Here is a 13,744-nt window from a genome sequence, read left to right on the forward strand (position 1 = left end):
CCACCTCCTCGAACAGCGCATCGCTCTCTCCACCTGAGCGGCGTGACGCCGTTTGCCCCGCTTTATTGAGAAGTTACCTAATTCCGTCGCGGCTCGGCCGTCTCAGAACCGGAATTAGCTGGACTGCTGTGAAAAGAAGCGCGCTATGTCCCCCGCCGACAGGCGCGAACCGCAACGCAGGACCGCACAGCGGAACGCGCCGTTGGCGTGCGGTGCGGTGCGCACTAGACTCTCCTCACCGTCGCCGGCGTGGTCCGATTTCCGGAATATCAGGGGCGACGGCCAGGAAGTCGTCTCCATGAACGCTCAGGCATCTCTATTCGATCTTCAAGGCCGCGCCGCCTTCATCTCCGGCGCTTCCAGCGGCATCGGGCTCCATACGGCGCGCATGCTCGCGGGCACCGGCGCAGCTGTAGCGCTGGCGGCACGACGCGCCGACCGGCTCGATGCCGTCGTTGCCGACATGCGCGCGGCGGGACATCGGGCATGCGCCGTGACGCTGGACGTGACCGACGCCGCAGCGATCGCGCCAGCTTGGCAAGAGGCCGAAGCGGCCCTCGGCCAGCCCATCGGCATCCTTGTCAACAATGCCGGCGTCATTCACGTGGAGCGCTTCGTCGAGCAATCGCCCGAGGCCGTCTCGCGCGTCTTCGATACCAACCTGAAGGGCGCTTACCTGATGGCCCAGGAAGCGGCGCGCTGCATGGTGCAGCGCGGCGAGGGAAGCATCGTCAATATCGCGTCGTCGTCGGGGCTGCGTGCCGGCGGCCAGATGTCGAGCTACGGCGCGTCCAAGGCCGCGCTCATTCACCTCACGCAGATCATGGCGCTGGAACTGGCCGGCAAGGGGGTACGCGTCAACGCGATTGCCCCGGGCAATATCGAGACGGACATGCACGCCGAATTCGCCGGCATCGAGCAAGGCATCCTGAAGCGGATTCCCATGCGACGGTTCGGCAAGCCGTCCGATCTCGACGGCGCCATGCTGCTGCTGGCGTCCGACGCGGGCCGGTACATGACCGGAACCGTCATACCGGTCGACGGCGGCCAGGTACTCAGCTGGATGTAGCAACGCTTCTCGCAATATTCGCAGTATTCGCAGTACACCAAAACGACAAGGAGACAACCATGTATGACAAGACGCGCACGGCGCTGGCCGGCGTGGTGGGCAGCGCGTTGCTTGCGCTCGCGCCGCTTTGTGTCGCCGCGCAGGAATATCCCTCGAAACCGGTAAAGGTCGTCGCGCCATACGCGGCCGGCGGCGCGATCGACATCGTCGCGCGGACGCTGGCCCAGCCGCTGGGGCAAGCGCTCGGACAGCCCTTCGTGGTCGACAACAAGACGGGCGCGGCCGGCAATCTCGGTGTCGATGCCGTCGCCAAGGCGCCGCCCGACGGCTACACGCTGACGGTGGCGCTGAGTTCGAACCTGATGATCAACCAGTTTCTGTACACGAAGCTGCCCTACCAGCCGGAGAAGGATTTGAAGCTGGTTGCCAAGGTTGCCGAGGCGCCGCTGGTGCTGGCGGTGACTTCGGGCATCAACGTCGGCAGCCTGGCGGATCTGCGCAAGTACGTGCAGTCGCACAAGGGCAAGATGTCGTATGGATCGTGGGGCGTCGGCACCATTTCCCACCTCAGCGCCAGCCGCCTCAACGACCTGCTCGGCGGCGACATGGCGCACGTGGCCTATCGCGGCGAATCGCCCATGATCAACGATCTGGTGGCCGGCAATATCCAGCTGTCCTTTGTCACTGGCGCGCAGGCGCCGCAGTTCATCGCCGCGGGCCGCCTGAAGCCGATTGCGGTGACCGGGCCGGTGCGGCTCGCCACGTTGCCCAATGTGCCCACGCTGGCCGAGGCAGGCGTCGACGACGTGCTGTTGCGCGCGGTCGGCTGGGTGGGGGTGGCGGCGCCAGCCGGCACGCCGGCGCCAGTGGTGGACCGCCTGGCGAGCGAACTCGACAAGGCGCTGCGCAAATCCGATGTGCAGAAGCGCATCCGCGATCTGGGCTGGACGCCCAGCTTCCAGGGGCCGGCCGACATCGCGGCCACGTACCAGCGCGAGGCGCCGATCTGGAAACAGGTGGTGCGCGAATCCGGCGCAAAACTCGACTGACCGAAACGATTCACCGAGAGGACCATTGACGCCATGAGCAAAGAACGCACCGCCGTCCGCGAGATGAACAGCTGGTTCTTCGATACCTACCTGCCCGACTGGGTGCAGATGGGCGCGAACACCGAACAGGCGCCCGAGGCCATCCTCGAATACTGGGGCGCGCCGCTGCACGCGGCCTCGGTCAACATGACCCGCTGCCTGCACACCGGAGACCAGGTGATTGGCCTGCTGCGCGCCAACCAGGCGCCGCTGCAGGCCGAGCAGTACACCCATACGGTAGTGCTGGACCGTAGCGTCAAGGGCTACAACCACAACGCAGGATCGATCGATGTGATCTGGTCGCGCCGCCGCGCGGACGAGAGCGAGATCGAACGCCGCGCCGTGCATTTCGACATCCATCGCACGGACAAGGGCTGGCGCGTGGTCACCGTTGCCAGCGCGTTGACCGACCGCACGTCGCTCGACGAAATCTGGGAAACCGTCTGACGGAGCCGAACCATGACCGAATCCACGCAAGCCTCCAGCGAACCGCTGATCCGCCACACCATCCGCGATGGCGTCGCGATCATCACGCTCAATCGCCCGCCGCAGAACCGCCTGACACGCCCGCTGTATGCGGAACTGGAGGCAGCCATCCGCCATGGGGTGCGTGCCGGTGCGCGCGCCATGCTGTTCCGCAGCGAACTTGCGGACTTTTGCCTCGGCGGGGACTTCCGCGAATGGCCCCACCTCGAGACGCACAGTGCCCGGCGCGAGCGCTTCGGCTATTCGAATGGCATTCTCAATGCGATCGAATCGCTGCCGATCCCCACGATCTGCGAGGTGAACGGCCGTGCCTATGGCGGCGGCTTCGAGCTTGCGCTCCATACCGACCTGATTTTTGCGGGCGAATCGGCACGCTTCCGCTTCACCGAGGCCACGCTGGGCGTATCGCCCCTGGCTGGCGGCGTCCAGCGAATTGCCGAGCGCTGCGGGCGCGCGGCAGCCGCGCGGCTGGTGATGCTGTCAGAGGAGATCACCGCGGCCGAGGCGCTGTCGATGAACATCGTCGCCAAGGTCGTGACTGACGCTTCGCTTGCCGAAACCGCCATGCGCCACGCCGCGCAACTGGCCTCCGGCCCCACGCGCGCCCACGCGGTAACCAAGTCCGTGCTCGGCGCGTGGTCAGCCGGCGGCGTGCGGTCTGCCGACGAGGTCATGATCGAACAGGTCTCCGTCCTGCTTGCGACCGACGACGTACAGCGCGGCGTGCAATCGGCCATCACGGCGATCGAGGCCGGCCAGCCCAGGCCGGACGTGCCGTTCCACGGCCAATGAAAGGGAAGGACATGATGCAACCCGAAGAACACTACATCCCGGTGGACGCCGGCGTCGAACTGCATGCCTGGGTCTTCCGCCCGGCCAAACAGGATGGGCCGGTCCCGGCCATCACCATGGCGCATGGCTTTTCCGGCCTCAAGTATCGTGGGCTGCGCGAGTACGCCGAGCGCTTTGCCGCGGCCGGGTTCGCGGTCATCGTGCACGATCATCGCAACTTTGGCCTGAGCGGCGGAGCTGTGCGCGGCGATATCGATCCGTGGCAGCAGATTGCGGACTGGCGACGCACCATCGCGTACGTGGAATCGCTCGATGGCATCGATGCCGCGCGGATCGGCATCTGGGGCACCAGCTATGCCGGCGGTCACGCCATGGTGCTGGGCGCCACCGATGCGCGGATCCGCGTGGTGGTGGCGCAAGTGCCGATCGTCAGTGGCTACGATCAAAGCCTGCGCCGCGTGGCGCCCGACGCGCGCGCGGCGCAGCAAGCGCTGTTCAATGACGACGAACGGGCGCAGCTGCGCGGCGAGTCGCCGATGATGCAGCGCGTGGTCAGCCTGGACCCCGCGGTGCGCGCGGTCTATCGCTCGAAGGATATGATGGACTACCACAACGCGTACACGATTCCAGACGGCGTGGAGCCCAGCGAATACGTGACGTTGCGCTCGACGCGGCTGTCGCAGCTCTACGACCCGGGCCACTGGATTCCGCGCATCGGGCCGAAGCCCCTACTTATGATCGTTGCCAAAAACGACGTCGTCACGCCCACCGACCTGGCGCTCGCCGCCTATGAGCGTGCGGTGGAACCCAAGCGGCTGCGCATCATCGGCGGCGGCCACTTCGATGCCTACCGCAAGTCGTTCGAGGCTTCCAGCTCGGCGGCGCTGCAGTGGTACCGGGAACACCTGATGCAAGAGGTGGCGGCATGACGCAGGGCATCGTCGTGCTCGTGCATGGCTATCTGGATGGTCCGCAAGTCTGGCGTCGCCTGATCGACGAACCGGCCCCGCACGGGTGGGACATCGTTTCGGTGGCCCTGCCTCAGGGCACGGCCGATGCCGGATCGGACCGCCAACTGGAAGGCTACGCCGCCGATGTGGTGCGCCAGGTCGAACTGCTCGCGGCCGTGGCACAGGCGCCCGTGGTCATGATTGGCCATAGCATGGGCGCCCAGGTGGCGGAACTGGCCGCACTGAACCTGCGCGACCGGCTGGCCGGGCTTGTCTTGGTCACCCCCGCGCCGCTGGCCGGCTATGCGCTGCCGCCGGCTGTCATGGCGCGCTTCGTCGACAGGGCGGGGATGACCGACCGCGAGGCCATCGTTGCGGGCAAGCGCGCGCTGGCCGTGGCGCTCGATGCCGGCGCGCTGGACATCCTCGTCGATGGCACGCTGGCGACACCCCGGCAAGACGCGCTGGCGCAACTGCGCGCCTGGACGGGCGGCCACCCCGCCGGTCAGGCGCCGTCCGCGCTGCGGTGCGCGGTTCTGTGCGTATCGACCGACGACACGTTCATTACCGAGGATCTGGTCGCGGCCACGGCCATGCGCTTCAGCGATGCGCGCATCGAAAAGGTGCCGCGCGCCGGACACTGGCCGCAACTGGAGCAGCCTGCCGCGCTAGCGGACCTGCTGCGACGCTTCATCGCCGCGCTGCCGCCTCCGTCGCGCGCCTAGCACCGGGCAATCCGTCAGACACAAGCTAACTAGGAGACAACGGATGCAAGCCGACTACTCGCTGCTGATCAAGCAACTGCTGATCACACCGCTGGCCCAGGCCCCCGAACAGACCATCGTCTATCGCGACCTGAGCCGCTATACCTATCGCACGCTGCGCGACCGCGTCGGCAGGCTGGCTTCGGGGCTGCAGGAACTGGGCGTGGGCCACGGCGACACGGTGGCGGTGCTCGACTGGGACAGCCATCGTTACCTCGAGTGTTTCTTCGCCGTGCCGATGATGGGGGCGGTGCTGATGACGGCCAACATCCGTCTCGGCATCGACCAACTGCAGTACACGCTGCAGCATGCCGCGCCGCGCGTGCTGCTGGTCCATCGCGATTTCCTAGAGACGGTTCGGGCAATGCCCGACGTGCTGGCCGCCGCGCGGCGCGTGGTGGTGCTCGACGACCACGACGATGCGTCCGACGCCAGCGGCTACGAGGCGCTGCTCGCTGCCAGCGATCCCGGCTTCGCGTTTCCCGATTTCGATGAAAACACCCGGGCCACGCAGTTCTATACGAGCGGTACGACAGGAATGCCGAAGGGCGTGGCGTTCACGCATCGGCAACTGGTGCTGCACACGCTGGCCACATGCGCCGCATTCGGCAGCAGCCGGGCCCAGGGCCGCTTGCACAATGGCGACGTCTACATGCCGATGACGCCGATGTTCCACGTGCACGCGTGGGGCATGCCGTACGTGGCGACGATGCTGGGCGTGAAGCAGGTCTATCCAGGTCGCTACGCGCCGGACATACTGCTGGCGCTGAAGGATCGCGAAGGGGTGACGTTTTCCCATTGTGTGCCGACGATCCTGCAGATGGTGCTGGACCGCGCGGAGGCTGATGGCGCCGATGCAGCGCGCCTGGCGGGCTGGAAGATCGTGGTGGGCGGCGCGCGATGTTCCGCGGCCCTGGCCAGCCGCGCGCTGGCGCATGGCATCGACGCGTTCGCCGGCTACGGCATGTCGGAAACCTGCCCGTTCATCACGGCGTCGCACATCGATCCGTCGCTGGCGGAAGACGATGACGAAACGCTGTCGACGCGAATCCTGCCCGGCCGTGCATTGCCGCTGGTGGAAATCCGCATCGTCGATGCCTCCATGCAACCGTTGCCGCCCGGCAGCGGACAACAGGGCGAGGTGGTGCTTCGCGCGCCGTGGCTGACGCAGGCGTACCTGGGAAACGCCGCCGCGTCCGAGGAACTCTGGCGAGGCGGATACCTGCACACTGGCGATATTGGCATGCTCACCGATAGCGGCTACCTGCAGATCACGGATCGCCTCAAGGATGTCATCAAGACCGGCGGCGAATGGATTGCGTCCGGCACGGTCGAGGACCTGATCTGCCGGCACCCTGACATCCGCGAGGCTGCCGTCATTGCCGTGCCCGACGAAAAGTGGGGCGAGCGGCCGATGGCGATCGTAGTGGCTCGCACCGGCTGCGCAAATCGGATCGACGCCAATGCGCTGCGCAGTCATCTGGCGCTTCATGCGGAAAAGGGGCGCATCCCGAAATATGCGATCCCCGAGACGATACACTTTGTTGACGCGCTGCCACGCACGAGCGTGGGCAAGTACGACAAGCGCGCAATGCGGGAACGCTACCAGAAAAGGGAGGAGACGCCGTGAAAAGAAAGCCGGGAAAAACGGGTGGAGTGAGCATGCTGCCGGCACGTGAGGCAGCAATGACGCCGGACAATGCACCTGCCGTGGCGTCGATCATCTCTGAAGGATCGGATCGGAACTTTGTCGAAGCATTGGCACGGGGACTTCGCATCCTTCAGGCTTTTCATTCGAGCGAAGAGCGCTTGAGTAATCTCGAAATCGCACACCGCTGTGGCCTCCCGAAATCCACCGTCACTCGCCTGACCTACACACTGACGACCCTGGGGTTTCTTCATCATATTGCTGACATCGGGCGCTATCGCATTGGCCTTGCCACGCTGACGCTGGCACACGTGGCGCATGCACGGCTGGACCTGCGGGCGGCCAGCGATGCTGCTCTCCAGGAACTCGCCGACAGTACTCGGACGATGATCTCGCTTGGAATTCGCGACGACCTGTCGGTGCTTTACATCGACTGCCGCCGCAGCCAGTCGACCGCCGTCACACTGAACCTCGACGTCGGCAGCCGGCTGGCGCTCGGGACGACCGCCGTCGGGCGGGCGCATATCGCCATGATGGGCGCGGCGGAACGGCGCGCCGTCATGCAGAGGCTGGAGGCGCTGGGCGAAGCTCAGTGGCCGGTCATCGAGCAGGGGATCGCACGGGCGTTCACGGAACTGTCCGAGATTGGTTGCGTCACGTCCTTTGGCGATTGGAACAAGGAGATCAACGGTATCGCGGTGCCCCTCAGGCTTGGGTCCGAACTGCCGCCCGTCGTCATCAATGCGGCGGCCCCCTCGCGGACCGTCTCGGCGGAAGAATTCATCGCGGACGTTCGTCCACCGTTGATCGCCACGGCCCGGATGATCGAGAATCGCTATCGGCGGCAAAGATGACGATCTGTGGTGAATCGTCATAGTTGGAGTGCCACGATCCTAGTTTGGCGTGCTTACGATGCGCCCTCTGAGTCCGCCTACTTGGTCTTCTTTGTCTTCCCGGTGGGCCGCTTGCCCTTGCTGCCATTTGCGTTCCGCGGGCTGGCCGGTTGCCAAATGTTAGCGGCACGCCGCTCAAGCGAAGAGGCGCTTGCTTTCGCGGCCGCGCTCAGTGAGGCGAGAATCTCGTCGCGGGCGAACTATCAAGTAGCTTGATGCACGGGAAATCCAACGGCACCTGCGGGCGCTCGCCGAAACCGGGCATATATCCCGGTACGCCGTGCCCGAGGTGGTTAACTTTTTCGACGCACTGCCACGCACCAGCGTCGGGAAATACGACAAGAAGGTCTTGAGGGCGCTTTACGCACAGGCGTAGACATTGCCAATAGCTCTGGACACACGAGGTGCCCTCAGGAGAAAAATCGCGAAACTGGTCCAGAAATCAAACTTAACGCGGGATATTCATGACTACACTTTTCGAACCGTTCAAGCTAAAAGATGTTGTACTCCGAAACCGAATTACGGTCCCGCCAATGTGCCAGTACATGGCAAACGAAGGGTTTCCGACGGACTGGCACGGCCCCCATCTGACCGGTCTCGGTAGAGGAGGTGCCGGACTGGTCATCTTGGAAGCTACGGCTGTCTCGCCGGAAGGCCGGATTACACCCAACTGCTTGGGCATCTGGTCTGATGCTCACGGCGAGGCGCTGCGTCCGCTGGCTGATGCCATTCGTTCAACTGGTGCGGTGCCTGGAATCCAGCTTGCGCATGCCGGCCGAAAGGGGAGCGCTAATCGGCCGTGGGAGGGGGACCACCACATCGAGGCCGATGATCCGCGGGGATGGGAAACCATTGGACCTTCCGCCATTTCTTTCAATAGCGCAAAACTTCCGAAAATTCCCCTGGCAATGACAATTGCCGATATTGCGCGCGTACGCTCAGATTTCGTCAAAGGTGCTGTGCGCGCTCGCGATGCCGGCTTCGAATGGCTCGAGCTTCATTTTGCCCATGGCTATCTTGGGCAAAGTTTTTTTTCAACCCACTCGAATCAGCGAACAGACGTGTACGGAGGCAGTCTTGAGAACCGTAGCCGATTTCTGTTGGAGACCTTGTCCGCCGTTCGCAAGGTCTGGCCTGAACACCTCCCGTTGGCCGTTCGCTTCGGTTTTGTCGAGTACGACGGCGGCGACGATGTGCACTTCCCTGAAGCACTTGATATCGCCAAGCAGTTCCAGGCCAACGGAGCGGATTTCCTGAACGTCAGCGTTGGATTCTCGACGCCCACGGCGAAAGTGCCGTGGTCACCCGCTTACCTTGCGCCCGTTTCGGAAATCGTACGACGCGAACTCAACATGCCTGTCGGAGTCGCTTGGGGCATTGAGCAGCCAGCGTTAGCAAACGACATTCTCGACAGGCAACAAGCTGACCTGATCATGGTCGGTCGGCCGCTGCTCGCCAATCCGAATTGGCCATTTCGCGCAGCACAGGAGCTTGGCGTGGATAAGCCCGCGTGGACCCTACCTGCACCGTACGCTTTCTGGCTAGATCGCTATGACTTGACATTGACACAAGCTCCGCGGTAGTCATATTGCTAGATACTATGGAAGGGGCATGGTGTCGCACAGCGTAGTGGTCGCGCTCACCGCCGATTGCCAAGCGGCCACGGCTGCCTGGAGTCGGCCGGGGCGCTTTTCGTGACGCTGTCGATGACCTCTTGCATCCTGCGCTTGTTCGCTTCGTATTGCGCATCGGCGACTTTCGCGAACTCGGCTCGTGCGCATGGCGCAGACAGGAACTGAAGTTGCCCCGTATTGACGGTCACCTCGCAGATTTCTTGACCCATTCACTGCTTAGGTTCGTCAGAGGCCGACGGACCCGGTCCGGCCGGTCCCGGCTCAACGTCACAGAAATCGCGCGCCAGTCCAGCTAATTCCGGATTTCCAGTCCAGCAAGCCGGTCTGTAGTCCGGCTAATTCCGGTTCCCTACACTACACTGTAGTATCCGAGCCGAGTTTGACGAGGTGGGAACGCATTAGACTCAGTGAACTCTCATCGCGGCTCAACGTGATCGCCGCGAATGCAGTGAGCCTCCCTCAACCGCGTTCGGTTCATTCTGCTCGATGTTGGAAGGTCCGTTGCCAAGGCGGAGCGGCCGTTCAAGTGTCCACGCGCGTACGCCGGCGAGTGTCGGAAACTGGCCGATCTCGGCCGCCCGGCTCATCCACGTAACATACCGCAGTCCGGCCGCCCGTCCTGACTGCCACACGGCCTTTCCGTCCTGCAATTCGGCGACGAACCTATACTTTTCGGTGGACTCCCCCGGCGGCAAGCAATTACCTGTCGTTGGGGGGTGCAAAAGAATATCCGTCCTGATAATATTTCGGCACTTTCCGCGTCTCCGACGCATCGACCCCCGCCGACTGTTCAGTTGGCACAGTATTTTCCCCCCTACGGGCCATCCTGCCCGTAGGCATGTTGGCCTTTTTCTTTCTGCGAGGCCATCATGTTCAAGACGTTCCCGATTTTCGTTGTTTTGTGCGCCCTGGTTACCGGTTGCGCCGCTCAGCAAAGCTCCCCCAATGTCTATCGCGGGTCCGAAGCTTTGCGGACTGGCGCAGCCGAACAGGTAACTGTCCTCCGAGTGCGGCCAGTTAGCATCGTCGGCAATGACGGCCCCGTATCGGCCAGCAGTGGTTTGCCTGGCGTCGCCGGCGCGGTAGTCGGCGCAATTTTGGGCGCCTACGTGATCGGCAATGGCAACGGCCGCTATCTGGCTGGTGCGATGTCCGGCACGATTCCCGGTGTCGTTGCCCAGGTGGCAGCGGATCGGTTCAGCCGGCGTGATGGCGTGGAGGTCATTGTCCGCACGGACAATGGCCGCCAGCTTGCCGTCACGCAGGATGCCGACCAACAGTTCGTATCTGGTGAACGCCTCTACTTGGTTTCAGGTGGTAGCGGTTACCGCCTGACGCGCTAATGACTTAGTCCGGGTTCTCGAGCTTTCTTCCTTTCTCCTTCTGTCTTTTCTCCCTTGCGGGGCACGCCCCCGCTTGCGGGGGATGCTTGCCTCGCGCAACCATTAAGGCATTCAAATGAAAAACATTGTTGAACCCATCCTGGCTGTGGCTCCGATCGTTACGAACGGCAAGACCATGCAAGAGGTGGCTGTAGCACTGGGCAAAACGCTCCGTGCCGCGCAACTTGATCCCGAGTGGCTGTGCGTTGCGAACTTTAGCGAGAATCGCAACGAGAAAGCCTACGGGTTGCTGCCCAGCGCGAACTGGCCGGACTGCGACAAAGGCCGCATTGCGGTCTCTGTCGTCCGCGGCCTGTCGGATAGCTGGGGCGTCCACGTCGACCTGATTCACTTCGCCGGCGGTGGTGATGCGCTCGAAGCTTGCGTGAGCAAGTTGCTGATCGCCAAGGTTGCGCGCCGTGACCACGCCTGGGAAATGGCGCGGGTCTTGGCAGAAGCCTTGAACGTCGTCTGACGCCGGTCAGCCGGCGGATCATCGACGGCTTGCCGACCCCCTACCAGGGGTTCGGCAAGCCTTTTTGATCGCGTCTTCGACGCATCGAACCATCGTCTGGCAAATCCAGACCCGTCCATCGCATTCGCGGGACGCCTCCCGCGAAGTGGGAGCGCTCCGCATATCGGAGATCCCCATGCTTGATTCCACACTGTCTGTTCCGCAGTCCGTTACTGTGAGACGTCCCAGGGTCGCAGCTATCGATACGACCGGCCTCACGGTCGAGCAAGTCGAACTCCAGCTGTACACCATGCTGCGCGGCATGGAGCTGGAGCCCGAATGGATTACCGCCACCAATCGCTATCGCGACGATGAGCGCATCCACGGTTTGCGTGCGGACGCGCCATGGCCGAAACCTGGCGCCCGCGATCGCATTGCTGTTTCCGTCTTCCGCGGATCGTCGGAGGGCTGGACCGTGAACGTCGATCAGATCCAGCTCACGCAGGATGCCTCCGGTCCGCACTGGGCAGTACGGAAACTGCTCTGCGCGAAGGTATTCGGTCGTGACCTGGCGTTCTCGATAGCCCGGGTGATTTCGGAAGCCCTGGACCTAGTCTGAGGGGTAGGGCGCCTAAGGGGGGGCGCCCGGCCTCCCCATACAAGAGCGCTTGCGGAAACGTATGACCGCTTCGGCAAACGCTTTTGATCGCGTCTCCGACGCATCGAACCACGTCTGGCCTGTCCAGACCTTACCCATTGCAGGACACCGTCCCGCTGGGGATGGCTGTCCCGTTTCACCAGAGACTGCCATGAAGATCCCCAAATCCTTTACCCAACCGCACGCCCCTGGCAATGCCACAGCCTGCGCCTCCCTCAACTTGCGATGGCGCGCGACGTGAACACGGTTTGGAATTTCTGCAATGAAACCCAGTATCGCAGCCTGAAGCGTTACTGCAATCGCCCGAAGGTCTGGCTGTCAGGGTTCGACCTTCAGAAACTCACAGCGGGCTTCAGCAAATGCGAAGGCGTGCGCGTCGGAACCTGACCGCCGTCGCAAATGGCGCAAGCCTGTTCGGCATCGCCGTTGTATTATTCGCCGTAGGAGCAGTCCTCTCGAAAGGAGAAAAGTGATGTTTGGTCCTCCTCTTTTGGTTCTTGCGTTGCTGTTTTCGGCCTACTTGCTGTGGGCAGACCGTAACGGGCGTCGCGTCCATAAGGACTGAACGCCAATCCACTGCCTTATTTCGCCCGGCAATGCCGGGCCATCAAACTGACGCACCTCTCGGGTGCGTTTTTTTTTCTACCACGCGGGGCGCGTCCCTGCGGGGCAGCTCCACGACCTCCGGAGTTACCCCAACCATGATCGACCGTATTTACGGCGCTGGCCTGGCCAGCCACCCTCCCGGTGTTCGCCTTAACCTCCAGTTGTACTCGACCAACTATCGCGCTGCGCTCACCCTCAGGTGCGCCGATGACGGCATGCCGTATGGCACGCTGACCACCAACCTGCCCGAAGTCGAACTGGCCAGTGACGAGTTTGTCGTCTCCGCTGGGTGGAACCTGCCACGGGATCTGGCAGCCAGCTTCCTGGAAGCCGGCTTGTTCGCCGAGGCACGCCACGTTCCCTACGGTGACGGCTTCGCTTCAGTCTGGCGGATCGTCTCGCAAGAATTGCTCGATGCCATCGCAATCGTGCGAACGGAGGCCACGGTACGGCACCGCCGCCGCGTCGCCGCTTGAATCGAAGCATCCCAGTAGTCCTCTCTCACCCACACGGGGCAACGCCCCATGTGGGGCTTGCTTCGTGCTTAGGAGCAAGCTTCATGTACGTGATTACCTTTGATACGGGACGGGTTGAATCCCGCACCACACTGGCCGGCGTGCTGGCCTTCTTCAACTGCGACGACGACCTGCGCCGACGCACTCCGGTGGAGTCCGTGCGACTACGCCATATCGCCCGCGGCGACATCCCTCTTATCCGGCTGGCAAGGGGCAACTTTGCTGTCCGACCCAAGGGTTCGATGCGGGAGATCCTCGACACCATCATCGGTGAAGTGGACCGGTTCATCCTTCGCCCGGACGGGAAAGTGCTTAGGCCTTTCGAGGTCAGCCGCGACGCCTGGGAAGCAGTAGTGGCCGCTGGTCGCCTTGGCTATTTCCCCGAGGAGGCTCTGGCGCCGGAATGCTGTGACCAGGGCACGCTGTTCGCAGATCCTGATGCAGCATTCGTCGACCCCGCATGCTACGTGGAGCAGCAATTTCGTGCTCGTTTCGGCTTCGGCACGAACGGGCCCGAATACTCACCCGGCGCCGGCATCAATTCGCGCCACGAGGTCCATGTCGCATACGCACTGCAACGAGGTGAGAAAGTTCGCGATTGCGTCCTCAATGCCTATCGAGACAGCCCGGAAATCGGCAAGTACGATCTGCTTTGGCTGAAGGATCTGATTGCCGTGCCGGCCCTACGCGGGGCGTTGCCAGCCGACAAGCTGCAGGCGCTTTGTGGGTTGACTTCCTCTCCGGGCTAACCCCCGGAGATTCCTCCAGCGAGCGCCTGAAGTCCCAGGCGGGCAATGTTCCGGGC

General features: G+C 63.3%; 15 protein-coding genes. 14 read left to right on the top strand and 1 reads right to left on the bottom strand.

The window, feature by feature from the left end:
* Positions 1-298: 298 nt before the first annotated feature.
* The 9 genes from ACGLHR_RS47025 (at position 299) to ACGLHR_RS47065 (ending at position 9,273) form a co-directional block, all read left to right on the top strand.
* The gene (locus ACGLHR_RS47025; protein WP_400102627.1) at positions 299-1,069 is read left to right on the top strand and encodes an SDR family NAD(P)-dependent oxidoreductase; all 771 of its coding nucleotides are present in this window, start codon (positions 299-301) and stop codon (positions 1,067-1,069) included.
* 59 nt (positions 1,070-1,128) lie between these two features.
* On the top strand, positions 1,129-2,118 hold the full coding sequence (locus ACGLHR_RS47030) for a Bug family tripartite tricarboxylate transporter substrate binding protein (RefSeq protein ID WP_400102628.1): 990 nt from the start codon (positions 1,129-1,131) through the stop codon (positions 2,116-2,118).
* 33 nt (positions 2,119-2,151) lie between these two features.
* Positions 2,152-2,604 (top strand): hypothetical protein, encoded by a 453-nt coding sequence (locus ACGLHR_RS47035; RefSeq protein WP_400102629.1) that lies wholly within the window; start codon positions 2,152-2,154, stop codon positions 2,602-2,604.
* 12 nt (positions 2,605-2,616) lie between these two features.
* The gene (locus ACGLHR_RS47040) at positions 2,617-3,435 is read left to right on the top strand and encodes an enoyl-CoA hydratase/isomerase family protein (protein ID WP_400102630.1); all 819 of its coding nucleotides are present in this window, start codon (positions 2,617-2,619) and stop codon (positions 3,433-3,435) included.
* An 11-nt stretch (positions 3,436-3,446) separates the two neighbouring features.
* On the top strand, positions 3,447-4,364 hold the full coding sequence (locus ACGLHR_RS47045) for an alpha/beta hydrolase (RefSeq protein WP_400102631.1): 918 nt from the start codon (positions 3,447-3,449) through the stop codon (positions 4,362-4,364).
* Entirely contained in the window at positions 4,361-5,110 is a 750-nt protein-coding gene (locus ACGLHR_RS47050; RefSeq protein WP_400102632.1) for an alpha/beta fold hydrolase, read from the top strand. Before ACGLHR_RS47045 ends, ACGLHR_RS47050 begins: the two co-directional genes overlap by 4 nt.
* 43 nt (positions 5,111-5,153) lie before the next feature.
* Entirely contained in the window at positions 5,154-6,779 is a 1,626-nt protein-coding gene (locus ACGLHR_RS47055) for a fatty acid--CoA ligase (RefSeq protein WP_400102633.1), read from the top strand.
* A complete protein-coding gene (locus tag ACGLHR_RS47060; protein WP_400102634.1) occupies positions 6,776-7,651 on the top strand; it encodes an IclR family transcriptional regulator in 876 nt (291 codons plus the stop codon). Before ACGLHR_RS47055 ends, ACGLHR_RS47060 begins: the two co-directional genes overlap by 4 nt.
* Positions 7,652-8,154: 503 nt before the next feature.
* Positions 8,155-9,273 (top strand): NADH:flavin oxidoreductase/NADH oxidase, encoded by a 1,119-nt coding sequence (locus tag ACGLHR_RS47065; protein WP_400102635.1) that lies wholly within the window; start codon positions 8,155-8,157, stop codon positions 9,271-9,273.
* A 56-nt stretch (positions 9,274-9,329) separates the two neighbouring features.
* On the opposite strand, the gene ACGLHR_RS47070 is transcribed toward ACGLHR_RS47065, so the two are convergent.
* The gene (locus ACGLHR_RS47070) at positions 9,330-9,533 is read right to left on the bottom strand and encodes a hypothetical protein (protein ID WP_400102636.1); all 204 of its coding nucleotides are present in this window, start codon (positions 9,531-9,533) and stop codon (positions 9,330-9,332) included.
* Positions 9,534-10,193: 660 nt separating this feature from the next.
* Here ACGLHR_RS47070 and ACGLHR_RS47075 point away from each other — a divergent pair.
* From ACGLHR_RS47075 to ACGLHR_RS47095, 5 genes are all read left to right on the top strand, one after another.
* Complete coding sequence (locus tag ACGLHR_RS47075) at positions 10,194-10,667, top strand: hypothetical protein (protein WP_400102637.1); 474 nt, start codon at positions 10,194-10,196, stop codon at positions 10,665-10,667.
* Between the two features lie 115 nt (positions 10,668-10,782).
* Positions 10,783-11,181 (top strand): hypothetical protein, encoded by a 399-nt coding sequence (locus ACGLHR_RS47080; RefSeq protein ID WP_400102638.1) that lies wholly within the window; start codon positions 10,783-10,785, stop codon positions 11,179-11,181.
* Between the two features lie 175 nt (positions 11,182-11,356).
* Positions 11,357-11,779: a hypothetical protein gene (locus ACGLHR_RS47085; RefSeq protein ID WP_400102639.1), complete on the top strand. Its 423-nt coding sequence runs from the start codon at positions 11,357-11,359 to the stop codon at positions 11,777-11,779.
* 740 nt (positions 11,780-12,519) lie between these two features.
* Entirely contained in the window at positions 12,520-12,900 is a 381-nt protein-coding gene (locus ACGLHR_RS47090; protein ID WP_400102640.1) for a hypothetical protein, read from the top strand.
* A gap of 83 nt (positions 12,901-12,983) precedes the next feature.
* The gene (locus ACGLHR_RS47095) at positions 12,984-13,688 is read left to right on the top strand and encodes a hypothetical protein (RefSeq protein ID WP_400102641.1); all 705 of its coding nucleotides are present in this window, start codon (positions 12,984-12,986) and stop codon (positions 13,686-13,688) included.
* Positions 13,689-13,744 lie beyond the last annotated feature (56 nt).

It is taken from the genome of Cupriavidus sp. CuC1, from assembly GCF_044627735.1.
GTDB lineage: Bacteria > Pseudomonadota > Gammaproteobacteria > Burkholderiales > Burkholderiaceae > Cupriavidus > Cupriavidus ulmosensis.

Bases quoted from the DNA above. Each gene is read 5' to 3' on its own strand.
- ACGLHR_RS47090 (WP_400102640.1), top strand. From the start codon at position 12,520: ATGATCGACCGTATTTACGGCGCTGGCCTGGCCAGCCACCCTCCCGGT.
- ACGLHR_RS47070 (WP_400102636.1), bottom strand. From the start codon at position 9,533: ATGGGTCAAGAAATCTGCGAGGTGACCGTCAATACGGGGCAACTTCAG.
- ACGLHR_RS47040 (WP_400102630.1), top strand. From the start codon at position 2,617: ATGACCGAATCCACGCAAGCCTCCAGCGAACCGCTGATCCGCCACACC.
- ACGLHR_RS47065 (WP_400102635.1), top strand. From the start codon at position 8,155: ATGACTACACTTTTCGAACCGTTCAAGCTAAAAGATGTTGTACTCCGA.
- ACGLHR_RS47045 (WP_400102631.1), top strand. From the start codon at position 3,447: ATGATGCAACCCGAAGAACACTACATCCCGGTGGACGCCGGCGTCGAA.
- ACGLHR_RS47080 (WP_400102638.1), top strand. From the start codon at position 10,783: ATGAAAAACATTGTTGAACCCATCCTGGCTGTGGCTCCGATCGTTACG.
- ACGLHR_RS47075 (WP_400102637.1), top strand. From the start codon at position 10,194: ATGTTCAAGACGTTCCCGATTTTCGTTGTTTTGTGCGCCCTGGTTACC.
- ACGLHR_RS47095 (WP_400102641.1), top strand. From the start codon at position 12,984: ATGTACGTGATTACCTTTGATACGGGACGGGTTGAATCCCGCACCACA.
- ACGLHR_RS47030 (WP_400102628.1), top strand. From the start codon at position 1,129: ATGTATGACAAGACGCGCACGGCGCTGGCCGGCGTGGTGGGCAGCGCG.
- ACGLHR_RS47085 (WP_400102639.1), top strand. From the start codon at position 11,357: ATGCTTGATTCCACACTGTCTGTTCCGCAGTCCGTTACTGTGAGACGT.
- ACGLHR_RS47025 (WP_400102627.1), top strand. From the start codon at position 299: ATGAACGCTCAGGCATCTCTATTCGATCTTCAAGGCCGCGCCGCCTTC.
- ACGLHR_RS47035 (WP_400102629.1), top strand. From the start codon at position 2,152: ATGAGCAAAGAACGCACCGCCGTCCGCGAGATGAACAGCTGGTTCTTC.
- ACGLHR_RS47050 (WP_400102632.1), top strand. From the start codon at position 4,361: ATGACGCAGGGCATCGTCGTGCTCGTGCATGGCTATCTGGATGGTCCG.
- ACGLHR_RS47055 (WP_400102633.1), top strand. From the start codon at position 5,154: ATGCAAGCCGACTACTCGCTGCTGATCAAGCAACTGCTGATCACACCG.